This is a genomic window from Brevundimonas sp., from assembly GCF_965227765.1.
GTDB lineage: Bacteria > Pseudomonadota > Alphaproteobacteria > Caulobacterales > Caulobacteraceae > Brevundimonas.
This window is the reverse complement of sequence record NZ_OZ245778.1, coordinates 1,967,511-1,989,275: the sequence shown is the minus strand read 5'-3', so window position 1 is coordinate 1,989,275 and position 21,765 is coordinate 1,967,511. Positions and strand designations below refer to the sequence as shown.

Annotated in this window: 25 protein-coding genes, 2 tRNA genes and 1 other RNA gene; 17 read left to right on the top strand and 11 right to left on the bottom strand. The window is 66.3% G+C overall.

Going from position 1 to position 21,765, the window contains the following annotated elements:
- Positions 1–106 precede the first annotated feature (106 nt).
- A complete protein-coding gene (gene fumC, locus ACO05L_RS09625) occupies positions 107–1,498 on the bottom strand; it encodes a class II fumarate hydratase (RefSeq protein WP_421728959.1) in 1,392 nt (463 codons plus the stop codon).
- 77 nt (positions 1,499–1,575) lie between these two features.
- On the opposite strand from fumC, the gene ACO05L_RS09620 reads away from it, so the two are divergent.
- A complete protein-coding gene (locus ACO05L_RS09620) occupies positions 1,576–2,208 on the top strand; it encodes a peptidylprolyl isomerase (protein WP_421728958.1) in 633 nt (210 codons plus the stop codon).
- Positions 2,209–2,215: 7 nt separating this feature from the next.
- Positions 2,216–2,578 carry a RusA family crossover junction endodeoxyribonuclease gene (locus ACO05L_RS09615; RefSeq protein WP_421728957.1) on the top strand — a complete coding sequence of 121 codons (363 nt, stop codon included), beginning with the start codon at positions 2,216–2,218 and terminating at the stop codon, positions 2,576–2,578.
- 2 nt (positions 2,579–2,580) lie between these two features.
- Here the strand turns inward: ACO05L_RS09615 and ACO05L_RS09610 are convergent, their stop codons facing one another.
- From ACO05L_RS09610 to miaA, 3 genes are all read right to left on the bottom strand, one after another.
- Entirely contained in the window at positions 2,581–3,072 is a 492-nt protein-coding gene (locus tag ACO05L_RS09610) for an SspB family protein (protein ID WP_421728956.1), read from the bottom strand.
- Between the two features lie 161 nt (positions 3,073–3,233).
- Positions 3,234–3,600: a transfer-messenger RNA gene (ssrA, locus tag ACO05L_RS09605) on the bottom strand.
- Positions 3,598–4,482, bottom strand: a complete 885-nt coding sequence (gene miaA, locus ACO05L_RS09600) for a tRNA (adenosine(37)-N6)-dimethylallyltransferase MiaA (RefSeq protein ID WP_421728955.1) — start codon at positions 4,480–4,482, stop codon at positions 3,598–3,600. Before miaA ends, ssrA begins: the two co-directional genes overlap by 3 nt.
- Before the next feature lie 74 nt (positions 4,483–4,556).
- Here miaA and ACO05L_RS09595 point away from each other — a divergent pair, with 74 nt between their 5' ends.
- Entirely contained in the window at positions 4,557–5,639 is a 1,083-nt protein-coding gene (locus tag ACO05L_RS09595; protein WP_421728954.1) for an Mrp/NBP35 family ATP-binding protein, read from the top strand.
- Between the two features lie 126 nt (positions 5,640–5,765).
- The gene (locus ACO05L_RS09590; protein WP_421728953.1) at positions 5,766–6,863 is read left to right on the top strand and encodes an NADH:flavin oxidoreductase; all 1,098 of its coding nucleotides are present in this window, start codon (positions 5,766–5,768) and stop codon (positions 6,861–6,863) included.
- On the opposite strand, the gene ACO05L_RS09585 is transcribed toward ACO05L_RS09590, so the two are convergent.
- The 3 genes from ACO05L_RS09585 to ACO05L_RS09575 are packed head-to-tail and all read right to left on the bottom strand — an operon-like array spanning position 6,860 to position 8,447.
- Positions 6,860–7,180, bottom strand: a complete 321-nt coding sequence (locus tag ACO05L_RS09585; protein ID WP_421728952.1) for a YbjQ family protein — start codon at positions 7,178–7,180, stop codon at positions 6,860–6,862. The genes ACO05L_RS09590 and ACO05L_RS09585 overlap by 4 nt on opposite strands.
- A 16-nt stretch (positions 7,181–7,196) precedes the next feature.
- Positions 7,197–7,724 carry a dihydrofolate reductase gene (locus ACO05L_RS09580; RefSeq protein WP_421728951.1) on the bottom strand — a complete coding sequence of 176 codons (528 nt, stop codon included), beginning with the start codon at positions 7,722–7,724 and terminating at the stop codon, positions 7,197–7,199.
- Between the two features lie 57 nt (positions 7,725–7,781).
- Positions 7,782–8,447 carry an aquaporin gene (locus tag ACO05L_RS09575; protein WP_421731666.1) on the bottom strand — a complete coding sequence of 222 codons (666 nt, stop codon included), beginning with the start codon at positions 8,445–8,447 and terminating at the stop codon, positions 7,782–7,784.
- A 186-nt stretch (positions 8,448–8,633) separates the two neighbouring features.
- Between ACO05L_RS09575 and ACO05L_RS09570 the strand changes: the two genes are divergently transcribed.
- A complete protein-coding gene (locus ACO05L_RS09570; RefSeq protein WP_421728950.1) occupies positions 8,634–9,221 on the top strand; it encodes a hypothetical protein in 588 nt (195 codons plus the stop codon).
- A 1-nt stretch (position 9,222) separates the two neighbouring features.
- Here the strand turns inward: ACO05L_RS09570 and ACO05L_RS09565 are convergent, their stop codons facing one another.
- Together ACO05L_RS09565 and ACO05L_RS09560 are read right to left on the bottom strand one after the other, a co-directional pair.
- On the bottom strand, positions 9,223–10,080 hold the full coding sequence (locus tag ACO05L_RS09565) for a thymidylate synthase (RefSeq protein WP_421728949.1): 858 nt from the start codon (positions 10,078–10,080) through the stop codon (positions 9,223–9,225).
- A 140-nt stretch (positions 10,081–10,220) separates the two neighbouring features.
- Positions 10,221–10,763, bottom strand: a complete 543-nt coding sequence (locus ACO05L_RS09560) for a DUF924 family protein (protein WP_421728948.1) — start codon at positions 10,761–10,763, stop codon at positions 10,221–10,223.
- On the opposite strand from ACO05L_RS09560, the gene ilvC reads away from it, so the two are divergent.
- A complete protein-coding gene (ilvC, locus tag ACO05L_RS09555; protein WP_421728947.1) occupies positions 10,762–11,781 on the top strand; it encodes a ketol-acid reductoisomerase in 1,020 nt (339 codons plus the stop codon). The two genes, ACO05L_RS09560 and ilvC, sit on opposite strands and share 2 nt — an antisense overlap.
- Before the next feature lie 42 nt (positions 11,782–11,823).
- On the opposite strand, the gene ACO05L_RS09550 is transcribed toward ilvC, so the two are convergent.
- Positions 11,824–11,900: transfer RNA gene (locus tag ACO05L_RS09550), tRNA-Pro, on the bottom strand.
- 155 nt (positions 11,901–12,055) lie between these two features.
- Between ACO05L_RS09550 and ACO05L_RS09545 the strand changes: the two genes are divergently transcribed.
- From ACO05L_RS09545 to ACO05L_RS09525, 5 genes are all read left to right on the top strand, one after another.
- A tRNA-Gln gene (locus ACO05L_RS09545) sits at positions 12,056–12,129 on the top strand.
- Positions 12,130–12,259: 130 nt separating this feature from the next.
- Positions 12,260–12,748, top strand: a complete 489-nt coding sequence (locus ACO05L_RS09540) for a helix-turn-helix domain-containing protein (RefSeq protein ID WP_421728946.1) — start codon at positions 12,260–12,262, stop codon at positions 12,746–12,748.
- Positions 12,749–12,804: 56 nt separating this feature from the next.
- The gene (locus tag ACO05L_RS09535) at positions 12,805–13,128 is read left to right on the top strand and encodes a hypothetical protein (RefSeq protein WP_421728945.1); all 324 of its coding nucleotides are present in this window, start codon (positions 12,805–12,807) and stop codon (positions 13,126–13,128) included.
- 15 nt (positions 13,129–13,143) lie between these two features.
- The gene (locus ACO05L_RS09530) at positions 13,144–13,608 is read left to right on the top strand and encodes a hypothetical protein (RefSeq protein WP_421728944.1); all 465 of its coding nucleotides are present in this window, start codon (positions 13,144–13,146) and stop codon (positions 13,606–13,608) included.
- Between the two features lie 16 nt (positions 13,609–13,624).
- Positions 13,625–13,846 carry a hypothetical protein gene (locus ACO05L_RS09525; protein ID WP_421728943.1) on the top strand — a complete coding sequence of 74 codons (222 nt, stop codon included), beginning with the start codon at positions 13,625–13,627 and terminating at the stop codon, positions 13,844–13,846.
- Positions 13,847–13,849: 3 nt separating this feature from the next.
- Here ACO05L_RS09525 and ACO05L_RS09520 read toward each other — a convergent pair whose 3' ends face one another.
- Entirely contained in the window at positions 13,850–14,731 is an 882-nt protein-coding gene (locus tag ACO05L_RS09520; RefSeq protein ID WP_421728942.1) for a LysR family transcriptional regulator, read from the bottom strand.
- Positions 14,732–14,819: 88 nt separating this feature from the next.
- Here ACO05L_RS09520 and ACO05L_RS09515 point away from each other — a divergent pair, with 88 nt between their 5' ends.
- The 6 genes from ACO05L_RS09515 (at position 14,820) to ACO05L_RS09490 (ending at position 21,761) form a co-directional block, all read left to right on the top strand.
- Positions 14,820–15,962 (top strand): isovaleryl-CoA dehydrogenase, encoded by a 1,143-nt coding sequence (locus ACO05L_RS09515; RefSeq protein ID WP_421728941.1) that lies wholly within the window; start codon positions 14,820–14,822, stop codon positions 15,960–15,962.
- Positions 15,959–17,575 (top strand): carboxyl transferase domain-containing protein, encoded by a 1,617-nt coding sequence (locus tag ACO05L_RS09510; RefSeq protein WP_421728940.1) that lies wholly within the window; start codon positions 15,959–15,961, stop codon positions 17,573–17,575. The genes ACO05L_RS09515 and ACO05L_RS09510 overlap by 4 nt, the downstream gene beginning before the upstream one ends.
- 13 nt (positions 17,576–17,588) lie before the next feature.
- Positions 17,589–17,963: a hypothetical protein gene (locus tag ACO05L_RS09505; protein WP_421728939.1), complete on the top strand. Its 375-nt coding sequence runs from the start codon at positions 17,589–17,591 to the stop codon at positions 17,961–17,963.
- A gap of 37 nt (positions 17,964–18,000) precedes the next feature.
- Positions 18,001–19,869, top strand: coding sequence for a biotin carboxylase N-terminal domain-containing protein (locus ACO05L_RS09500; protein WP_421728938.1), 1,869 nt, complete (start codon positions 18,001–18,003; stop codon positions 19,867–19,869).
- Positions 19,870–19,955: 86 nt separating this feature from the next.
- Positions 19,956–21,164 carry an NAD(P)/FAD-dependent oxidoreductase gene (locus ACO05L_RS09495; RefSeq protein ID WP_421728937.1) on the top strand — a complete coding sequence of 403 codons (1,209 nt, stop codon included), beginning with the start codon at positions 19,956–19,958 and terminating at the stop codon, positions 21,162–21,164.
- Positions 21,165–21,305: 141 nt separating this feature from the next.
- Entirely contained in the window at positions 21,306–21,761 is a 456-nt protein-coding gene (locus tag ACO05L_RS09490) for a response regulator (protein ID WP_421728936.1), read from the top strand.
- The last annotated feature ends 4 nt before the right edge of the window (positions 21,762–21,765 follow it).

Below are 21,765 nucleotides of genomic sequence, written 5' to 3'. Positions count from 1 at the left end.
TCCCGATCTGACTTCGACAATGATTGACGCCGGGGCGATGCATTGCCCCGGCGTTTTTTCATTTCGTGATCCAGGTGGCCAGACGCCTTGGCGTTAAGCCCCAACCTCAGCCCGGCGAGATCATCTTCTCGGGCCGTACGGCTTCGTCGAACTCGGCTTCGGTCAGATAGCCGCCGCCCACCGCTTCCTCGCGCAGGGTGGTGCCGTTCTTGTGCGCGGTCTTGGCGATTTTGGCGCAGGCGTCGTAACCCAGCTTGCCGTTCAGCGCCGTCACCAGCATCAGCGAGTTGTTCAGGCCGCGGGCGATATTGTCCTCACGGGCCTCGATGCCGACGACGCAGTTGTCTGTGAAGCTGATCGCCGCATCCGCCACCAGTCGAACCGACTGCAGGAAGTTGTAGGCCATCACCGGGTTATAAACGTTCAGCTCGAAATGCCCTTGCGAGCCGGCGAACGTCAGGGCGGCGTTGTTGCCGAAAACCTGCGCGCAGACCTGGGTCAGGGCTTCGCACTGGGTCGGGTTGACCTTGCCGGGCATGATCGAGGAGCCCGGCTCGTTCTCCGGTAGGGCCAACTCGCCCAGGCCTGAACGGGGGCCGGAGCCCAGGAAGCGGATGTCGTTGGCGATCTTGAACAGGGAGGCGGCGACCGTGTTGATGGCGCCGTGCGAGAAGACCATGGCGTCGTGGGCGGCCAGGGCCTCGAACTTGTTCGGCGCCGTGGTGAAGGCCAGGCCGGTGATGCCGGCGATCTGTTCGGCGACCTTTTCCGCAAAGCCGACGGGCGCATTCAGGCCGGTGCCGACGGCGGTGCCGCCCTGGGCCAGTTCCATCAGGGCCGGCAGGGTCTGCTCGATGCGCTTGATGCCGTTCTCGACCTGCTGGGCGTAACCGCCGAACTCCTGGCCCAGGGTCAGGGGCGTGGCGTCCTGGGTATGGGTGCGGCCGATCTTGATGATGTGGGCCCAGCCCTTGGCCTTGGCGTCCAGGGCGGCGTGCAGGTGCTTCAGGGCGGGCAGCAGGTCATTGACCACCTGTTCGGCGCAGGCGACGTGCATGGCCGTGGGATAGGTGTCGTTGGACGACTGGCTCATGTTGACGTGGTCGTTGGGGTGGACCGGATTCTTGGTCCCCATCTCGCCGCCCAGCATCTGGATCGCGCGGTTCGAGATCACCTCATTGGCGTTCATGTTGGACTGGGTTCCCGAACCCGTCTGCCAGACGACCAGGGGGAAGTGGTCGTTCAGCTTGCCGTCGATCACTTCATTGGCGGCGCTGACGATGGCCTTGCCGATCTCGGGATCCAGCTTGCCCAGGGCCATGTTGGTCTCGGCGGCGGCGCGCTTGACGATGCCCAGGGCACGGACGACGGGCAGGGGCATCTTCTCCCAGCCGATCTTGAAATTGCCCAGGCTGCGCTGCGCCTGGGCGCCCCAGTATTTGGAGTTGTCGACCTCGATGGGGCCAAAGGTGTCGGTTTCGGTGCGGTACTGGGTCATGCGCGTCGCTCGTCTCAGGCGTGGCGGGAAGGTGCGCAGGCGTGTAGCACGCAGGGACGCGCGAACAAGGAGACACCATGCCCCGTCCAGCAGCGAAGCCTTTTCTGATCCTCGCCGCCTCGGCTGTCGCCTTGGCCGGGTGCGCCACCACGGCCGATCCCTCGCCCCAGCCCCGCGTAGCCATCGAGACCGAGGCCGGCCGGATGGTGCTGGAACTGGACCTGGCCCATGCGCCGATCTCGACGTGCAACTTCCTCGGCTATGTCATCCGTCGCGACTATGACACCGGAAGCTTCTTCCGCACCGTGGTCCGCGCCACCAACACCGCCAATCCCAACCCGATCGACGTGATCCAGGCCGCGACCGAGCATGGCTCCGACGACGCCTCGCGCCCGCCTATCGTGCTTGAGCGCACCCGCGACACCGGCCTGCGCCACACGGCGGGCGTCATCTCCATGGCGCGGGACGGTCCCGACAGCGCCACGTCCAGCTTCTTTATCGTCACCCAGGACACGCCCAGCCTGGATTTTGGCGGCGCCCGCAACCCGGACGGCCAGGGCTTCGCCGCCTTCGGCCATCTGATCGAGGGGCTTGATGTGGCCCGCGCCATCCAGATGTCGCCCGCGGACGATCAGGAGGCCCTGACCCCGGCGATCAAGATCACCTCGGCCCGTGTCGTCGGCGCCATTCCTGCGGCCTGCCATCCATGAGGCGCACATGACGGCGGGCTGGATCGGAACGGGCAAGGTCCGCGCCCGCGAGGCGGGAGAGGTTGTCGAGATCACCATCGACGGCCTGACCACCCAGGCCAAATACTACAAGCCCCTGGTCTATGAGTTCATGCGCAAGGAATGGAACTCGCGCCCGTCCTATGGCGACTATGTCGTCGAGATCGTCATGGAGCACGTCGGCGATCCGCCGTGGATGGATCTCGACAACCTGGCCAAGGCTCTGCTGGACGCCATCAAGGGCTATCTGTTCCACGACGACAGCCAGGTCGCCAGGCTTCTGGTCGAGCGGCATGAGGGCGAGCGCGAACGCATCACCATCCGCTGCTTCCCGCGTAAGCCGGTGGGTTAAGCCTATTTCTTGCGGAATTGGTCCAGCGACACGACCTTGGGACCGTCGTCGTCGCCGCCGGATGCAGGCGCGGTCGGCCGCGCCGCCGCGGGCATTTCGGCCACTTCTGCAGGCTCCAGTTCGGGCTCATCGAACTCCAGCAGGAACTGGACGCTAGGGTCGTAGAAGCGCGTCACCGCCGAATAGGGCACGGTCAGCACCTTGGGCATTCCGCCGAACTTCAGCATGACCGAGAACAGATCATGCTCGACTGACAGGTCCCAATACTGGTGTTGCAGCACCACGGTCATGTCATCGGGATATTTGGCCAACACGTCGGGCGGCACGGTGACGCCGCGGCCGCGCGTCTTGAAGGTGATGTAGAAATGGTGCTCGCCAGGAATGCCGCTCGGCTCGGCCGCGCGCAGCAGCGCCAGACGCACGGTTCCCCGCAGCGCCTCCATGGTCAGGGCTTCGTAGTCCATTTCGTCGATCGGGGGGGTGTCTTCCGCCATCGGATCCTCAAGCGCCCGCTCTGATACGATGGCGGCGGCCAGACTGATAACCGCCCAGCGCCGCAGGTGGAAGTCGAGATGTGTGGATAAGCGCCGGGGATTCTGTTGGCAGGCTCCCAGTCTCGCGGAAAAACAGGGGAGCCGTTTCCAGCTGGAACAAGCGCCGGGGATTCTGTTGGCAGGCTCCCCGACAGGCCCCGCCCCAGGAACTGATCCCTGAGGACTTAAGAGTTCGAAATCAACCGAACCGCATTACGCGGCGAGGCGGACTTCTCCAGCGAAGTTATCGTTCGCAGTTAGAAAATGGCCCGATACGGTGGGCCAGGACGAGCGAAAGCAGTCTTCTTTACACGTCCGTCGATGCTAGTCGGCCCCGCAGCTCCCGCCGATAACGCGCTGAGAGAGTTGGTGGAGCCGCCGGGAATCGCACCCGGGTCCGGTCCGCTTATTACAAGCGCGTTTATCGCCATATCCGGAGCAAGCCCCGGCAAGACCTATATAGGCGCTGCGGGCCCAGGTTCCAAGTTAGGAAGTGGAAAGGCCGTGTCGCGGCCAGTCCGCCGTCTGGTTGCGGAACCAGGTCAGCTGCCGCTTGGCGTAGTTGCGGGTCGCCTGACGCGCCGCTTCGATGGCGTCGTCCAAGGTCGTCTCGCCCGCCAGATGAGACGCGAACTCGCGCACGCCCACAGCCTTCATGGCTGGCAGGGCAGGGTTGAGGTTGCGGACGGACAGGGCGCGAACCTCGTTCAGCGCGCCCTGTTCGACCATCTCGGTGACCCGACGGTCGCAGTTGGCGTAGAGAGCCGCCCGGTCCGGCTCGATGACCAGCTTTTGATAGGTTCCGGGTTCCAGCATCGGCGTGGTCGAGGCCTGCCAGTCCGACAGCGACCGGTCCGTCGCTCGCGCCACCGCATAGGCACGCGTCAACCGTTGCCGGTCGCCGGGCGCGATGGCCGCTGCGGCGGGCGGATCGAAGGTGGTCAGCCTGAGCCGGAAGGCGGTTTCGCCCTCGGTGTCATAAAGAGCCGTGGCCTCCTCGCGCGCCGCCGCCGGGACGGGCGGGATGTCGGCCAGACCGCGCGTCAGGGCGCTGAAATAAAGGCCCGTGCCGCCCACAATCAGGGCCGGGCGGCTCTCTGCGCGCAAGCTTCCCAGCAGGTCGGCGACAGCCCGGCTCCAGTGTCCGACCGACCAGGCCACGGCGGCGTCGGCGATCCCGTACAGCCTGTGGTCGGCCCTGGCTTCGTCCTCGAGCGAGGGGCGGGCGCTCAGCACGCGCAGGTCGGCATAGAGCTGCTGGCTGTCGGCGTTGATGATGACCGCGCCGGTACGCTCGGCCATCTCCAGCGCCAGGCGGGATTTGCCCGAGGCGGTCGGTCCGGCGATCAGGGTTATCAGGGGTGATGACAAAGGAAGGCTCGCGGCGGGGTTCATGGGGCGATAGAAGCAGCGGTCTTCGCCTGCAAGCTTGAGAGCAAAGCCCGTTGTCGCATCCGCCGATCTCCCGCGCCGCCGTCACCGCCGTTCTGGACGCCATCTCCGACCCGAAAACGGGACAGGGGCTGGTCGCGTCCGGCCTGGCCAAGGGGCTGACCGTCGCCGAGGATCGCGCCGGTTTCGTCATCGAGGTCGCAGCCTCCGACACCGCCCTCTACGCCCCCGTCCGTGACGCGGCCGAGGCGTCGCTGAAGGCCATGCCCGGCATGACCCGGGTCTCGGTCATCCTGACTGCGGAAACGGCCCCCGCCGCGCCGCCCAAACGCACCGCCGGCTTGTCGCCCGCTGCTGTCGAACAGACCCGCGCCAAGGCTCCCGTGCCGACCGATCGGCCCGCCCACGTCCGACGCGTCCTGGCCGTGGCCAGCGGCAAGGGCGGGGTCGGCAAGTCCACCATCGCCGTGAACCTGGCCGCCGCCCTGCATGCGCGCGGCCTGTCGGTCGGGATCCTGGACGCCGACGTCTATGGCCCGTCCCTGCCCACCATGCTGGGTCTGTCGGGCCAGCCCGCCTACGAGGACGGGGCGATTGTTCCGCCCATGGTGTTCGGCCTGAAGGCCATGTCCGTGGGCCTGCTGACCAAGGCCAGCGACGCCATGATCTGGCGCGGCCCGATGGCGTCCCAGGCCCTGACCCAGATGCTGACCCAGACGCGCTGGGGAACCGAGGCGGCGCCGCTCGATGTGCTGGTGGTGGACCTGCCGCCCGGCACCGGCGACGTCCAACTGACCCTGATCCAGAAGACGCCTCTGGACGGCGCCGTGATCGTGTCGACGCCCCAGGAAGTCGCCCTGGCAGACGCCCGCCGCGCCCATACGCTATTCCAGCGCGTCAACGTCCCGACCCTGGGCCTGATCGAGAACATGAGCGGCGATGTCTTCGGTCGCGGCGGAGCCGAGGCGGAGGCCGGCCGGCTGGGCGTTCCCTATCTCGGTGAACTGCCGCTGGAGGCGTCGGTCCGGCAAGGCGGCGACGCCGGCCGGCCGGTTGTCGTGGCGGATGCGGACAGTGATGTCGCCAAAAGGTTCGCGGCGTTTGCAGAAACGGTGGCGAAGGCCTTGGGGCTGTAATTTCTTATCGTCATTACCCGATCCAGCCGGGCAATGACGAAAACAAGAAAAGCAGCTTCTGAGGGTTTTCAAACGCAACTTTAATCGCCACCTTGTCTGTTCCAGACCAGAACCGAGAACCTCTTCATGTCCGTCGACGCCCTGTTCCGCCCGTTCCAGATCAAGTCCCTGACCCTGCCGAACCGGATCGTCATGGCGCCGATGACGCGGTCCTTCTCGCCGAACGGCGTCCCGACCGAGGATGTCGCCGCCTATTATCGCCGCCGCGCCGAGGGCGGTGTCGGCCTGATCGTCACCGAGGGCACGGTCGTCGAACGGCCCGCCGCGCGCAACGACCTTCAGGTGCCCTTTTTCTACGGCGAGGCCCTGCCCGAATGGAAGAAGGTGGTCGAACAGGTGCATGGCGCCGGCGGCCTGATCGCGCCCCAGATCTGGCACGTCGGCTCCTCGCGCGGACAGGGCGCGGACTGGACGCCTGAGGGTCAGGTCGACAGTCCCTCGGGCATGACCGCGCCCGGCAAGGTCAAATATGAACCGATGACCGACGAGGACATCGCCGACACCATCTCGGCCTTCGGCCGCTCGGCCCGCGCGGCCAAGGAACTGGGCTTCGACGCCGTCGAGATCCACGGCGCGCATGGCTATCTGATCGACCAGTTCTTCTGGAGCGGCCTGAATGTTCGCGACGACCGCTGGGGCGGCGCCACGATCCGCGACCGCGCCCGCTTCGGCGCCGAGGTGGTCAAGGCCGTGCGCGAAGGCGTCGGCGAGGACATGGCCCTGATCCTGCGCGTCTCGCAGTGGAAGTCGCAGAACTATGACGCCAAAAACGCCGAGACGCCCGACGAACTGGTCGAGTGGCTGGCGCCCCTGTCGGACGCGGGCGTGGACGTGTTCCACTGTTCGCAGCGCCGGTTCTGGGAGCCCGAGTTCGAAGGCTCGGACCTCAACTTCGCCGGCTGGACCAAGAAGCTGCTGGGCAAGCCGACCATCACCGTCGGCTCGGTCGGCCTGGACGGAGAGTTCATCGCCGCCTTCGGTGGCGCAGGCTCGAAGCCGGCCTCGCTGGACGGTCTGATCGAACGGCTGGAGCGTGACGAGTTTGACCTCGTCGCCGTCGGTCGCGCTCTGCTGGCCGATCCCCACTGGGTCGAGAAGATCCGCGACGGCCGCCTGGGCGACCTGAAGGACTTCGAACGCAGCGCGCTGATGTCCCTCAGCTAGGCCGGCTCGACCACCACGGCGGTGCCATAGGCGAGCACCTCGGTGATGCCGTCGGCGATGTCGTTGGCGTCATAGCGCATGGCGATGATGGCGTTGGCGCCCTCGGCCTGGGCATGGGCGATCAGTTCGTCCATCGCCTCCTTGCGGGCCGCCTCGGCCAGCTTGATATAGACGCCGACCTTGCCGCCGAACATGGCCTGGACCTGTCCGCCGAAGTCGCTGATGGCGTTGCGCGAGCGCACGGTGATGCCCCGCACGACACCCAGGTGGCGCACGACGCGATAGCCGGGCAGGTCGTTGGTGGTGGCGATCAGCATGGCGGTCTCCTGTCGGTCAGACGCGTTCGAGGACGCGGAAAGTGAAGTCGTGGTCGTCCTTCTCGCCGGCCGTCCGCGCTTCGCTGGACAGTTCGCGGAAGTCGTTCTCATTGAAGGCGGGGAAGGTTGCATCGCCTTCGGGGGCGGCGTCCACCTCGGTCAGATATATCCGCTTGGCGCGCGCCAGGGTCGTCTCGAACAGGGCGGTGCCGCCAATGATGCAGACCTCGTGCATATCGTCGTCGATGGCCGTCTCGCGCGCGATATCCAGCGCCTCGTCCAGGCTGGAACAAACGACGGCGCCCTTGGCCTTGCCCTGCTCTTCGTAGGACAGGTCCTTGGTCAGGACCAGGTTCAGCCGGCCGGGCAGGGGCCGCAGCGGCAGGCTTTCCCAGGTGTTGCGCCCCATGATGCAGGGCTTGCCCAGGGTGATCTCCTTGAACCTTTGCAGGTCTGAGCGCAGCCGCCAGGGCAGGTCCCCGTCCTGGCCGATCACCCCATTACGTCCCCGGGCGACGACGAGCGCGATGGAGGGCTGGATCATGGTGGGCTCCGGTCATGGGGCGCGACGATGCCGCCGCGCCCCTTCAGACCTAGCGCCTCAGGCGTCGGGGTCCAGCACTTTCAAGCGGTACAGCAGCGCGCCGATCGCCGCCCCGATGGCCGGTGCGACGATGAACAGCCACAGTTGGCTCAATGCCGGGCCACCCGCGAGCACGGCTGGGCCGAAGCTGCGCGCCGGATTGACCGACACGCCCGTCACCTGGATGCCGACGATGTGGATGACGGCCAGGGTGATGCCGATGGCCACGCCCGCGAACGGTCCATGCCCCTTGTCGCCGCTCACGCCCAGGATGACGACGACGAAGATGGCCGTCATAACGATCTCGAACACCAGCGCCGCCTGCATCGAATATTCGCCCAGATAGCCCGGCCCCCAGCCGTTCTGGCCCAGGTTGGCGAACCCGGTCTTGGCGATGGTCCCCAGGATGGCGGCCCCGATCAGGGCGCCAAGGAACTGGGCCACCCAATAGATCAGCATATCCTTGCCGCTCATCCGTTTGGCCAGGAAAGCCCCCAGGCTGACCGCCGGATTGACGTGACACCCCGACACCGGACCAATGCCATAGGCCATGGCCACGATGGCGAAGCCGAACGCCAGCGCCACCGCCAACTGATCGAACGGCGCCGGTCCCAGCACTGCCGCTCCGCAGCCGAACAACACCAGCACCATCGTCCCGACCAACTCGGCCGCGAATTTCTTCATCATGGCGAACCTCCCCGTTTGCCTGCCCGCGTGATCGCGGATCGAGGGCGAGGGTGCGCCGAGTCTTATGGTGACGCCAGTTCGCGAACCGGCGTTATGAGTAGAGATGTTTTCCGAGAAGCGGGTCTGGAACTGTCAAGCTGTTGAGCCGCTTGGAATCTATCTCTGATCCATCCGAGGCGCCTCGTGACCAAATATATCAAGCCGATCATCGTTGGCTTCGTCGTCGCCTTCGTCATTTCCGGCGGCATCAGCTTCATGGTTGCGTCGGCGGGCGGGTCCGCAGGCTGGCTGCCAGCCTTCATCGGCGGCTTCATCGGCGTCTTCACGGCCTATATCATGGCCAATCTGGCCGGCAATCGCGCGGGTCGCGCCGCCCAGCCGGCCCAGCAGGAAGCCGCTCTGAACCTGAGGCCCGAGCCGGGCAGGGCGATGCTGATCGTGTTCCGCGAAGGCTTCGTCGGCATGGCGGCAGGCATGAATGTCAGCGTCGATGGCCGTGTCGTCGCCCAGCTGAAAAGCCCTCGCTTCACCGCCATCCCGCTCGACGTGGGTCGCCATGAGATGCAGCTGGCCTTCGGCGCTCTGGCCGGCGCTCAGAACCGAGCGGGGGTTGAGGAATTCGGTGTTGGCGCCGGCGAGGTGGTCGCCTACCGCGCCACGGTCAGCATGGGCGCGCTGAAGAACTCCGTGGCCTTGGAACGCATCACCCCCGACGCCACCCTGACCGCCAAGCTGAAGGCCATGAAGATGGTCGCACCAGAGGTCGGCTAGCTCACACCGCGATCGGCGCCTTGATGTGCGGCCACGGCGCATAGTCGCTCAGCACGAAATCGGCGGGCTCATAGGCGAACAGGTCGGTCCTTGGCGCGATGGTCATGGTCGGCAGGGCCAGGGGCTCGCGGCTTAGTTGCAGCTCGGCCTGTTCGACGTGGTTCAGATACAGGTGGGCATCGCCGAAGGTATGGACGAAGTCGCCGGGCTCCAGGCCCACCACCTGCGCCACCATCATGGTCAGCAAGGCATAGGAGGCGATGTTGAACGGCACGCCCAGGAAGACGTCGGCCGAGCGCTGATATAGCTGGCAGCTCAGTTTTCCGTCCGCGACAAAGAACTGGAACAGGCAGTGGCAGGGCGGCAGGGCCATGTCCTCGATATCCGCCGGGTTCCAGGCGGACACGATATGGCGGCGGCTGTTGGGATTGGTCTTCAGACTTTCGACCAGCCGCTCGATCTGGTCGATCATTCGACCGTCGGGCGCTGCCCAGGACCGCCACTGCTTGCCATAGACTGGCCCCAGCTCGCCTTCGACGTCGGCCCATTCGTCCCAGATGCTGACGCCGTTTTCCTTGAGCCAGCGGATATTGGTCTCGCCCCGCAGAAACCACAAAAGCTCGACGATGATCGAGCGCAGATGCAGCTTCTTGGTGGTCAGCAGGGGAAATCCCTTGGACAGGTCGAACCGCATCTGCCGGCCGAACACGCCCAGGGTGCCGGTGCCCGTCCGGTCGTCGCGCCGCGCTCCATTGTCGAGGATGTCGCGCAACAGGTTCAGGTATTGCCATTCCGGATGGTCGGCTGGAATGGCGCCGGTACGGTGCTGAAGTTCGGCTACGGCGGCGATGGCGTTCATGGCCGAACAGTGCCGTACATCGCGATTCGTCGCGAATCGATTCGATTACCGTACGGCGACTCAGCTGTGGGTATCCGCCTCCCAACCCGCTGCTTCTCGAGTATCGTACTCCCGCGCCGAGCAGCGTACTTTTTACTGGGTCAACCGCCGAACCCGCCGCCATCCAGAAAGGCCTGTTCCTCCGCCGTCGTCTCTCGCCCCAGCGCGGCGTTGCGATGCGGGAACCGACCGAAGCGAACGATGATGTCGCGGTGGATGTGGGCGTATTTCAGCACCTCGGGCATCGCGGCCGACAGGGTCACGGCCGCGTCCTGGTCCGCCAGGTCTTCAGAATGTTCAAAGGGGGTGACGAAGAACTGGCGCATGGTTTCTTCGACCTGAGCCATATAGCCCCGTGCGACGGCCTGTCTGGCGAACATCAGGCCCAGCCCGTCGGTCGCGAACTGGTGTCCCGTGCCCCGGTAGCTGTTCCTGGGATACTGATCGAGCAGGATCATCAGGGCCAGAGCGCCCTCGGCGGTGTCCATCCAGCCGTCCAACTCACGCCGGGCCGCCGCCCAATGCAGATCGTGGAACGCGTCTCGGAACTCACGGTCGAAGGCTTCGTCCTTGGCGTACCATTTGGCCGGGCCGGCCTCTTTCCAGAAGGCGAGGACGGCGGAAATCGTTATGAGGTCGGACATGAGCAGCACCCTACCCAATCCGCTTCCCGTCTTCCACGACCGCGATTGCGACCTGTCGATCATCCGCAGCAAGCGGGTCGCCGTGATCGGCTACGGCAGCCAGGGGCGCACCCACGCCCTGAACCTGCGTGATTCGGGCGTGACCGACATCGTCATCGGCCTGAAGGCAGGCTCAGCGACGCGCGAGAAGGCGATGGCTGACGGTTTCCCGGTTCTGACGGCGGGCGAGGCGACCGCCGGCGCCGACGTGGTCGCCATGATGGTTTCGGACGAGGCGCACCGTGATCTGTATCGCGACGAGATCGAGCCCAGCATCAAGCCCGGCGCCGCCTTGATCTTCGCCCACGGCCTGTCCGTGCGGTTCGGGCTGGTGACGCCGCGCGCCGACCTGGATGTCATCCTCGATTCGCCCAAGGGCATCGGCCCACGCATTCGCGACCTGTACGAGGCCGGGGAGGGGGTCTTCTGCCTGTTCGGCGTGCATCAGGACGCAACCGGAAAGGCTCATTCCATCGGCCTGTCCTATGCTTCGGCGCTGGGCTGCGGCCGCAAGGGCATCCTGGAGACCACCTTCGCCGCCGAATGCGAATCGGACCTGTTCGGCGAACAGGTGGTGCTGTGCGGCGGGGTCGCCGAGTTGATCGACGGGGCCTTCATGAAGCTGGTCAACGCGGGCTATCCGCCCGAGGTGGCGTGGTTCGAATGTTTCTACGAGGTCAAGCTGGTCACCGACCTGATGTACGAACGCGGCATCGCGGGCGCCTTCGCCAAGATCTCGAACACGGCCGAATACGGCGCCTATCTGACAGGGCCGCGCGTTATCGGCGAGGCTTCGCTGAAGGCCATGGACGGGGTGCTGTCTGACGTACAGGGCGGCGGCTTCGTCAAACGGCTGATGGCCGACTATGACGCCGGTTCGCCTGAACTGCTGGCCCGACGCAAGGCCCTGGGCGAGCGCACCATCGAATCCGTCGGCGCGCATCTGAATGCGGTCGCGGCAGCGGCCAATGATGCTTGAGAGATGAAGGGGGGTACGGCGCTCGGGCGGCGCCGGATCTAATGGTCGGAGTGAGAGGATTCGAACCTCCGACCCCTGCCTCCCGAAGGCAGTGCTCTACCAGACTGAGCCACACTCCGACTTAGGGCGCGGCTTATAGCGACGGGATTCGACCGCTGCAAGCGGCCATCTTGGGCCTCTAAAAAACACTCTCAGACGAGTGTTGCATCCCCCGCGGGCTTGGCGTATCTGACCGCCTCCCGCGGGCCAAAGGCTCTCGGGGCGCCGGACCTGCTGGGGAATGGTGTAATGGTAACACTCCGGTTTTTGGTACCGTCATTCAAGGTTCGAGTCCTTGTTCCCCAGCCATCCGCCCCGCCTGGACCGTATCTCTCGGTCGGCGCCCTCCGAAGAATTCAGTAATTTAACGAGGTTTTGCGGCTAACGCCGCTGGACCCGCGTCGCCTCGTCCCGTTAACCTTGGGAGGGGGAGAGGTTGATGACGCCGCTTACACGTTCGGAAGAAGTCTGCGTTCGTCTGGCGGGTGAAGGATTGCGCAATGGCGCGATCGCCACCCAGCTGGGCGTATCCGAACGCACGGTCGGTAATCACCTGAACCGGGCCTATCGCAAACTGGGCGTGAACGACCGGCGCGCCGCCGCCGAAAAACTACTCACTTCATACTCAGAGCAGAAAGTGAGTATCGCCAGCAGCCCGGATGTCGCCCCAGATCAGGGCGTCACCCCGGACCGGATCACCGTCTCCGAGGATGGTGAAGGCGAGCGGTCCTGGTCCCTGTACCAGGCCTATGCACGGCTCGGGGCGCTTCGAACGCCACCGCGCTGGGCCTCGGCCCGAACGGCGCTGATCCTGCTGTGGACCCTCATCGGTCTGCTGACTTTCAGCATCGTTGCGGGGGCAGTCACCCTCTTCGGATCGGCGGACAGAACGGCGGCGGCGACCTACGCATCCGCACCGCCATCATGAGGATTTCCCCTGTGAATCTCACCCCTATGTCACCGGCTGATCGCTTTGCCACGATCGTGGCCGCCGATCTCCGCAGCAGCGAACACGCCCTTGATCGCAGCCTGGCCGCCTATGGTCAGATGCTGTCCAACCTGGCCGAGGGACGGGTCTCCGCCGGCCTTGCCGCCCAGGCCGGCCAGAAGGGTCTGGACCATATCGTCGAGGCCATCAGCGCCAGCGTCGCGGCGCGCCGTTCGACCATCGCCGCCCACGACGCCTTTGCACGGGACGCCCGTCGTCTCGGCATCGAGTGGACCTCGATGGCCGCTGGCGAAACCAAGCCGGGCGGTTCCGGCAAGGAAGGCGTTCAGCCCGCCGGCTTTGAAGCCGAAGCGGCCTGATACCGGGCCACCGTCTTGCTCATCCTCGCGATGCTCATAGCCAATGTTGCGGCGGTGCTTCTCTTGCTCCGTCACGGCGAATGGCCTGAACGTGTCGCGGTGGGCCTGGTGGTCTTTTCCTGGGTCGGCGCCCGATTGCTGGCGCCGCTCGAGATCGACAACTGGCGGCTGGGCGCAGCGATCGTCGACACCATCATACTCATCGCCTTCTGGGTGATGGCGCTGCGCGCGCATCGCTGGTGGCTGCTTCCGGCGACGGGGTTCCAGAACATCGCCTTCATCACTTACCTCGTTCCCTGGATCGTTCAGGGCGAGGCGGGCCGATATTTCGTCTGGACCGGCGTGACGATCCGCATGGGCGTCTGGCTGGTCATCAGCATCATTCTGTTCGCTGGCGCCTGGGAAGCCTGGGCCGCCCGCCGTTTTCGCCTCGAGGAGGCATCCAATGGTAACCAGCTTCTCAATCCAAGGGGTGTTTGACACCTGGACAATGCTGATGGCTCAGCAGGAGTTGTCAGAGGAAGAGGGCGAACCGCTTCTCGAGGACTGCGAAACCTTCATCCTGACGCACCCCATTCACGACCATGCCGGTGCGGCCAGGCTCTGCGCCGTGCTCTCGAACGGCTTTCGCGACGGCCCGCGCAGTGACGGGCTGGACCTAGACGCCATGACACGGCTGCAGGAATGGCTGCAGCAGCGGGCCAGCAAGGACGCCTGAGTTTCAGCCGCTTGTCGCATCGGCCAGGGCCTGGAACTCCGACGCCAGGATCTCCAGCGCCCGGCTCTGGCCGATCTTTCGCCCCGCATCGGGGTGGATCAGCACCCCGATGGTCCGCGTGACGCCGAAACCAGCCAGCCGCGGGATGGCGACGCCGTCTCCGACAAAGCCGCGCGGCATGACCGTGACGCCAAGGCCCGACCGCACATAGGCCAGGGCCCGGTCGTCGCTGGTCGTCTTGGCCGCCATGAAAGGGCGCACGCCTCGTGCCGTGAAATGTCGGCTCGTCTCGGCCAGGGCTTCGCAATGCCTGCGCACGATCATGGTCTCGGCGGCGACAGCTTCGGCCTCGATCTCGACCTCATCGGCCAAGGGGTGGCTTAGCGGCAGGACCAGGCCATAGGGCTCGGTGAACAGGGCCCGTTGCACACGCGGGTCGCCATCGACGATGCAGATCGCCGCGTCGATGCGCCCACGCTCCAGAAAGCCATGCAGGTCCTTCTGCCGGCCCTCCACGATCTCGATCCGTTCGCCGGCAGCCCGGGCCGCCGTCAGGGCGCGTTCCATCCAGCGGCCGGGCAGGGTCGACAGGACGCCAAGCCGCGTCAGGGGCGCCGATCTGTCGGTATCGGCCTCGCCCACCGCCTGGGCGTCGAGGAAGGCGGCCTCGATACGCCGGGCATGGACTGCGAAGCGGACGCCTGCCGGTGTCAGGTCCACGCGCCGGTTGGTCCGATTGATCAGCTTTACACCGACCAGCCGTTCCAGCTTGGCGATGCCCACCGACAGCGTCGGCTGCGACACCCGGCACTGGGCTGCTGCCCGCGTGAACGCGCCCTGGTCCACGACGGCAAGAAAATAGCGCAGCAGATAGCGATCGATCATAGACGCCATCTATAATAAGCGCAGCCGGAATTGAAACTTCCCGATGCGGCGCAGCGGGCTATGGTGGCGGGATCAGGAGACCCGAACCATGCAGCTCGACTTCCAGCTCGGCGAGAACGCCGACATGATCCGCGAAACCACGGCCAAATGGGCCACGGATCGTCTGGCCCCCCGCGCGGCCGAGATCGATGAGACCAACACCTTCGCCCGCGACCTGTGGCCCGAGATGGGCGAACTGGGTCTGCACGGCATCACGGTGCCCGAAGAGGATGGCGGCCTGGGCATGGGTTACCTCGAACACGTCATCGCCATGGAGGAGGTGAGCAGAGCCTCCGCCTCCATCGGCCTGAGCTACGGCGCCCACTCCAACCTCTGCGTCAATCAGATCAACCGCTGGGCGACGCCTGAGCAGAAGGCCAAGTATCTGCCCAAGCTGATCTCGGGCGAGCATCTGGGATCGCTGGCCATGTCCGAGGCCGGGTCCGGCTCCGACGTCATGTCGATGCGGACGCGGGCCGAGCGCAAGGGGGATCGCTGGGTCCTGAACGGCACCAAGTTCTGGATCACCAACTCTCCGACCGCCGACACCCTGGTCGTCTATGTCCGCACGGGCGAGGGCAACGGCGGGGTCACCGCCTTCCTGATCGAGAAGGGGATGAAGGGGTTCTCGGTCTCCAAGAAGCTCGACAAGATGGGCATGCGCGGCTCGGACACCGCCGAACTGGTGTTCGAGGACTGCGAGGTTCCCGACGAGAACATCATGGGCGGCGAGGGGCGCGGAGCGGCGGTGCTGATGAGCGGCCTGGATTATGAGCGCACCGTCCTGTCGGGCGGGCCGCTGGGCATCATGCAGGCGGCGCTCGACGTGGTCCTGCCCTATGTCCGCGAGCGCAAGCAGTTCGGCAAGCCCATCGGCTCGTTCCAGCTGATGCAGGCCAAGGTCGCCGACATGTACGTCGCCCTGAACTCGGCCCGCGCCTATGTCTATGCGGTGGCGCGCGCCTGCGACGCCGGCCAAACCACCCGTTATGACGCCGCCGGAGCCATCCTGCTGGCCAGCGAGAATGCGGTGAAGGTCTCGCTGGAGGCCGTCCAGGCCCTGGGCGGCGCGGGCTATACCAAGGAATGGCCCGTCGAACGGCTGGTCCGCGACGCCAAACTCTATGACATCGGCGCGGGCACCAACGAAATCCGCCGCTTCCTCATCGGCCGGGAGCTGTTGGGGGCATGAGCGCGCCCGTTCTTCAGTCCAACCTGATCGCCGCAAGCGAGGCCTTCAAGGCCAACGCCGCGCACAATCGCGCCCTCGTGGACACCCTGCGCGCCGACGTGGCTCGCACCGGTCTGGGCGGCGATCAGCGCGCGCGGGATCGCCATACGGGACGCGGCAAGCTCTTGCCCCGTGATCGGGTGGAGCGGTTGCTGGACCCCGGCTCGCCGTTTCTGGAGATCGGCCAGCTGGCCGCCAACGGCATGTATGGCAACGTGGACCAGCCCGACGGCGCACCTGGCGCGGGGATGATCGCGGGGGTCGGGCGCGTGTCCGGTCGTCAGGTGATGATCGTCTGCAACGATCCGACGGTGAAGGGCGGGGCCTATTTCCCGATGACGATCAAGAAGCACCTTCGGGCGCAGGAGATCGCCGAACAGAACCATCTGCCCTGCGTCTATCTGGTCGATTCCGGTGGGGCGAACCTGCCGCACCAGGCCGAGGTGTTTCCCGACCGCGATCACTTCGGCCGCATCTTCTTCAATCAGGCCAATATGTCCGCCAAGGGCATCCCCCAGATCGCCTGCGTCATGGGATCGTGCACGGCGGGCGGGGCCTATGTCCCGGCCATGTCGGACGAGACGGTCATCGTGCGCAATCAGGGCACCATCTTCCTGGCCGGCCCGCCTCTGGTGAAGGCCGCGACGGGCGAGGTCATCTCGGCCGAGGAACTGGGCGGCGCCGACACCCATGGCCGCAAGTCCGGCGTCGTCGACCACGTCGCCGACAATGACGAACACGCCCTGACCATCGTGCGCGACATCGTCTCGACCCTGCCGCCCCAGACCCTGCCGCCGGTCAACATGGCCACCGTCCGCGCGCCCCTGTATTCGCCCGAGGAACTGTACGGCGTCGTGCCGCAGGACGTGCGCGCCCCCTATGACGTGCGCGAGGTCATCGCCCGGCTGGTGGACGGGTCCGAGTTCCACGAGTTCAAGGCCCTGTACGGCGCCACCCTGGTCTGCGGCTTCGCCCACATCTGGGGCATGCCGGTCGCCATCCTGGCCAATAACGGCGTTCTGTTCAGTGAGAGCGCCCAGAAGGGCGCCCACTTCATCGAACTGGCATGCCAGCGGAAAATCCCGCTGCTGTTCCTGCAGAACATCTCGGGCTTCATGGTCGGCGGCAAGTACGAGGCCGAGGGGATCGCCAAGCATGGCGCGAAACTCGTCACCGCCGTCGCTACCGCCAGCGTGCCCAAGATCACCGTCCTGATCGGCGGCAGCTTCGGCGCCGGCAACTACGGCATGTGCGGCCGGGCCTATTCGCCGCGCTTCCTGTTTACCTGGCCCAACAGCCGGATCAGCGTCATGGGCGGCGAACAGGCGGCCTCGGTGCTGGCCACCGTTCACCGGGACGCGGAAACCTGGACGCCCGAACAGGCCGAGGCCTTCAAGGCTCCCATCCGTCAGAAGTACGAAGACGAGGGCAATCCCTGGTACGCCACCGCCCGCCTGTGGGACGACGGCGTGATCGACCCGGCCCAGACCCGCGACATCCTGGGACTGTCCCTGGCCGCGACCCTGAACGCCCCCATGCCCGAACGCCCGGCGTTCGGCGTCTTCCGTATGTGATCGAGGCGCACCGATGATCCTGAACGCCCTGTTGATCAGCCTCTTGGTCGCCGTCTCGCCCGCCCAGGACGCGGCGTCGAACGCCATTCCCGAACGCTTCCACGGCGACTGGAGCAGCGACCTGTCGCTCTGCCATGACCGCGAGAGCGGCCAGAACGTCGCCATCACCGCCGACGCCCTGACCTATTTCGAGGCCGGGGATACGGTCGTCGCCGTCAGCCCGGCCGAGTCGAACGGCATCCATGTGGTGGTCGATCACGAGGACTATGACGGCATGGAGCGGCTGGGCCGGACCATGATCCTGTCTGACGATCTGCAGACGCTGTTCTTCACCTATGGCGACGGCCCCGAATGGACCGTGCTTCGCTGCCCGCCGCAGGGGGAATGACCATGGCCGCGACCCAGAATTCCCGGAGACAGAGCCGATGATCCGATCCCTGCTGATCGCCAATCGCGGCGAGATCGCCTGCCGCATCATCAAGACCGCCCGCAAACTCGGCGTGCGCACAGTCGCCGTCTATTCGGATGCGGACGCCCAGGCCCTGCATGTTCGGATGGCGGACGAAGCGGTGCATATCGGTCCATCTCCTGCGCGTGAATCCTATCTGTTGGGCGATCGCATCATCGCGGCGGCCAAGGCGACGGGCGCCGAGGCGATCCACCCCGGATACGGCTTCCTGTCCGAGAACGCCGACTTCGCCGAGGCCGTGGTGGCGGCGGGTCTGGTCTGGGTCGGAGCGCCCGCGTCCTCGATCCGCGCCATGGGTCTGAAGGATTCGGCCAAGGCTCTGATGATCGCGGCGGGCGTGCCGGTGACCCCGGGCTACATGGGCGAGAACCAGGACCCCGAGCATCTGAAATCCCAGGCCGACGCCATCGGCTATCCGGTCCTGGTCAAGGCCGTCGCCGGAGGCGGCGGCAAGGGGATGCGCAAGGTCGAGGCCTCCGCCGACTTCATCGACATGCTGGCGTCCTGCCAGCGCGAGGCGGCCGCCAGCTTCGGCGACGACCGGGTGTTGATCGAGAAATACATCCTGTCGCCGCGCCACATCGAGGTTCAGGTGTTCGGCGACACCCACGGCGAGGTGGTCCACCTGTTCGAGCGCGACTGCTCGCTGCAACGCCGCCACCAGAAGGTGATCGAGGAGGCCCCGGCCCCGGGCATGACGCCAGAGGTGCGCGAAGCCGTCTGTTCGGCGGCGGTGAAGGCGGCCAAGGCTGTCGATTATGTCGGCGCCGGCACCATCGAGTTTATCGCCGATGGTACAGAGGGCCTGCGCGCCGACCGCATCTGGTTCATGGAGATGAACACCCGGCTGCAGGTCGAACACCCGGTCACCGAGGCCATCACCGGCCAGGATCTGGTCGAATGGCAGCTGCGTGTCGCCTCGGGCGAACCCCTGCCGAAGCGTCAGGACGAACTGGCCATCGACGGCTGGGCCATGGAGGCGCGCCTCTATGCCGAGAACCCCACGGCGGGCTTCCTGCCATCGACGGGGCCGCTGGATCGCCTGCGGTTGCCCGATGATGTGCGCATCGACACCGGCGTCTATGAGGGCGGCGAGGTTACGCCCTTCTATGACCCGATGATCGCCAAGCTGATCGTCCACGCCCCGACACGCGAGGCCGCCGCCGCCAAACTGGCCGCCGCCTGCGCCCAGGTGGAGGTCTGGCCCGTCCGCACCAACGCCGCCTTCCTGACCCGCGCCGCCGCCGACGCCGACTTCGTGGCTGGCCGTGTGGACACCGGCTTCATCGAGCGGGGCCTGGACGTGCTGGTCCCGACCGCAGAGCCGTCCGACGCGGTGAAGACCGCCGCGGCCTCGGCCCTGATCAAGGCCCCGACCGGGGCGGCCTGGACCGACCTGACAGGCTTTCGCGCCAATGCCCCGACGCAGCGTCGGGTCGCCGTCTCCGTGGCCGGCTCTGTCCATCTGGCCGAGACCTCTGCCACGGCGGGCGGCCATGTGGCCTCGGTCGCCGGTCGTGACATTCTGTTCCTCGACGGCGAGGCCTGGCCCCTCGGGCCGGGTCGGGTCGATGGCGCGGGTGGGGGAGGCGGCGCCTCGGACGGGGCGATCCTCAGCCCCATGCCGGGCAAGGTGATCTCGGTCGATGTCGAGGACGGCCAGGCGGTCGTGCGCGGCCAGAAGCTGCTGACGCTGGAGGCCATGAAGATGGAGCACGGCATGGTCGCGCCCTTCGACGGCACGGTGACCGCCCTTTCCGTCGCCGCCGGAAGCCAGGTCGCGGAGGGCGCTGTCCTGGTCCGTATCGAGGCTGATGCGGGCTGATGAGGCCTGTCGGGTCGACCGTTCGGTTGACGACACAGGGTCTGACCGCCTAACCGCCTGTCGCATTGGGTGGAACAGGAACCGGCATGAGCGTCGTCATTATCGGAGCGGGTCACGGCGGAGGCACGGCTGCGGCCATGCTGCGCCAGCAGGGCTACGACGGGTCGATCGTCCTGATCGGCGAGGAGCCACACCCGCCCTATCAACGGCCGCCCCTGTCGAAGGGCTGGCTGAAGGGCGAGGTCGACGCCGACGCCCTGACCCTGCGCCCTCGCGAATGGTACGGCGAGGCCAAGGTCGGTCTGCGCACCAGCACGCGCGTGATCCGCATCGACCGCGACGCCAAGGTCGTCGAGCTGTCGACCGGCGACAGGGTTTCCTACGATCACCTGATCATCGCCACGGGCGCGCGGGCGCGCAAACTTGTGCTGCCCGGCAGCGATCTGGCCGGGTTCCTGGAACTGCGGACCATCGAGGACGCCGAGGCGATCAAGGCCTGGTTCAAGCCCGGTTTCCGCCTGGCCATCATCGGCGGCGGCTACGTCGGCCTGGAGGTCGCGGCCTCGGCGCGCGCCCTGGGCGCCGAGGTCGATGTGCTGGAGCGCGAGGACCGACTGCTGGCCCGCGTCGCCGGTCCGGTGCTGAGCGGCTTCTTCCGTGAAGTCCACGAAGAGCATGGCGTTCGCTTCCACTTCGGTTGCGACATCGCGGGCTTCGAGGGTCTGGACGGCCATGTGTCGGGCGTGCGGATGGCCAACGGCGATGTCGTCGGCTGCGACGCCGTCCTGGTCGGCATCGGGGCGCTGCCGAACGATGAACTGGCGCGTGACGCCGGGCTGACGTGCGACAACGGCGTGGTGGTGGACGCCGAGGCGCGGACCTCCGATCCCGCCATCTTCGCCATCGGCGACATGACCCAGCGGCCCATGAGCATCTATGACCGCTCCCTGCGTCTGGAAAGCGTGCCCAACGCCCTGGAACAGGCGCGTCAGGCGGCAGCCGCCATCTCGGGCGCCAATCCACCCAAGCCCGAGACGCCGTGGTTCTGGTCCGACCAGTACGACCTGAAGCTCCAGATCGCCGGGATGCCGTTCGACGTGGATCAGGTCGTGGTGCGCGGCGATCCGGGCAGCCGCAGATTCTCGGTCTTCCACCTGTCCGGCGGCACGGTCCAAGCGGTCGAGGCCATCAACATGCCCCAGGACTTCATGGTGGGCCGCATGATGCTGGGCGCGCGGCGAAGCGTCGATCCGTCTCGGCTGGCCGACACAGGCATCCCGATCAAGGAAGTCTGATCCGCCTCCGATTTGGGACAGGCGCGCCTGCGTATTTTTACGGGGCGGCCACGAACCAATTCACCATAAGTACGTTGAAGTGTCCGGTAGCCGACAAAAGCGGGTTCGCTTGGGGGTCGAATGCCGTGTTTGGGGTAGGCGTTGACTGGATTGGACGGCATCAAGGTCTTGATCGTCGAGGATCAGGCGCTGCTCGCGCTCGACCTCGAAATGGTCGTGGGAGACGCCGGTTGCCTGATCGTCGGCGCCGCCATGGATCAGCCGGGCGCTATGGCGATCGCGGCCTCTGACCCGCCAGATATCGCTCTGGTCGACATCAACCTGCTGGACGGCCAGACGGGGCCGTTGATCGCCCGCCATCTGGTCGACACCTACGGCACTGCCGTGGTCTTCCTGACCGCCAATCTGGAACAGATCCCCGAGGGTTTCGCCGGAGCCTTGGGCGCAGTGTCCAAACCGTTCGACGAACAGACCATTCGTAGCGTGTTGAGCTTCGCCGCTCGATACATTGAGAACCACAGCGTCACCGAGCCGCCGCGCAGGTTCCGGCCGGCGCCATGGTTGACGACGCCGCCGGAAAACCCGCCCGAGGGCTAGCTCA

Bases quoted from the DNA above. Each gene is read 5' to 3' on its own strand.
- fumC (WP_421728959.1), bottom strand. From the start codon at position 1,498: ATGACCCAGTACCGCACCGAAACCGACACCTTTGGCCCCATCGAGGTC.
- ACO05L_RS09620 (WP_421728958.1), top strand. From the start codon at position 1,576: ATGCCCCGTCCAGCAGCGAAGCCTTTTCTGATCCTCGCCGCCTCGGCT.
- ACO05L_RS09615 (WP_421728957.1), top strand. From the start codon at position 2,216: ATGACGGCGGGCTGGATCGGAACGGGCAAGGTCCGCGCCCGCGAGGCG.
- ACO05L_RS09610 (WP_421728956.1), bottom strand. From the start codon at position 3,072: ATGGCGGAAGACACCCCCCCGATCGACGAAATGGACTACGAAGCCCTG.
- ACO05L_RS09590 (WP_421728953.1), top strand. From the start codon at position 5,766: ATGTCCGTCGACGCCCTGTTCCGCCCGTTCCAGATCAAGTCCCTGACC.
- ACO05L_RS09585 (WP_421728952.1), bottom strand. From the start codon at position 7,180: ATGCTGATCGCCACCACCAACGACCTGCCCGGCTATCGCGTCGTGCGC.
- ACO05L_RS09580 (WP_421728951.1), bottom strand. From the start codon at position 7,724: ATGATCCAGCCCTCCATCGCGCTCGTCGTCGCCCGGGGACGTAATGGG.
- ACO05L_RS09575 (WP_421731666.1), bottom strand. From the start codon at position 8,447: ATGAAGAAATTCGCGGCCGAGTTGGTCGGGACGATGGTGCTGGTGTTG.
- ACO05L_RS09565 (WP_421728949.1), bottom strand. From the start codon at position 10,080: ATGAACGCCATCGCCGCCGTAGCCGAACTTCAGCACCGTACCGGCGCC.
- ilvC (WP_421728947.1), top strand. From the start codon at position 10,762: ATGAGCAGCACCCTACCCAATCCGCTTCCCGTCTTCCACGACCGCGAT.
- ACO05L_RS09560 (WP_421728948.1), bottom strand. From the start codon at position 10,763: ATGTCCGACCTCATAACGATTTCCGCCGTCCTCGCCTTCTGGAAAGAG.
- ACO05L_RS09540 (WP_421728946.1), top strand. From the start codon at position 12,260: ATGACGCCGCTTACACGTTCGGAAGAAGTCTGCGTTCGTCTGGCGGGT.
- ACO05L_RS09525 (WP_421728943.1), top strand. From the start codon at position 13,625: ATGGCTCAGCAGGAGTTGTCAGAGGAAGAGGGCGAACCGCTTCTCGAG.
- ACO05L_RS09520 (WP_421728942.1), bottom strand. From the start codon at position 14,731: ATGATCGATCGCTATCTGCTGCGCTATTTTCTTGCCGTCGTGGACCAG.
- ACO05L_RS09515 (WP_421728941.1), top strand. From the start codon at position 14,820: ATGCAGCTCGACTTCCAGCTCGGCGAGAACGCCGACATGATCCGCGAA.
- ACO05L_RS09510 (WP_421728940.1), top strand. From the start codon at position 15,959: ATGAGCGCGCCCGTTCTTCAGTCCAACCTGATCGCCGCAAGCGAGGCC.
- ACO05L_RS09505 (WP_421728939.1), top strand. From the start codon at position 17,589: ATGATCCTGAACGCCCTGTTGATCAGCCTCTTGGTCGCCGTCTCGCCC.
- ACO05L_RS09500 (WP_421728938.1), top strand. From the start codon at position 18,001: ATGATCCGATCCCTGCTGATCGCCAATCGCGGCGAGATCGCCTGCCGC.
- ACO05L_RS09495 (WP_421728937.1), top strand. From the start codon at position 19,956: ATGAGCGTCGTCATTATCGGAGCGGGTCACGGCGGAGGCACGGCTGCG.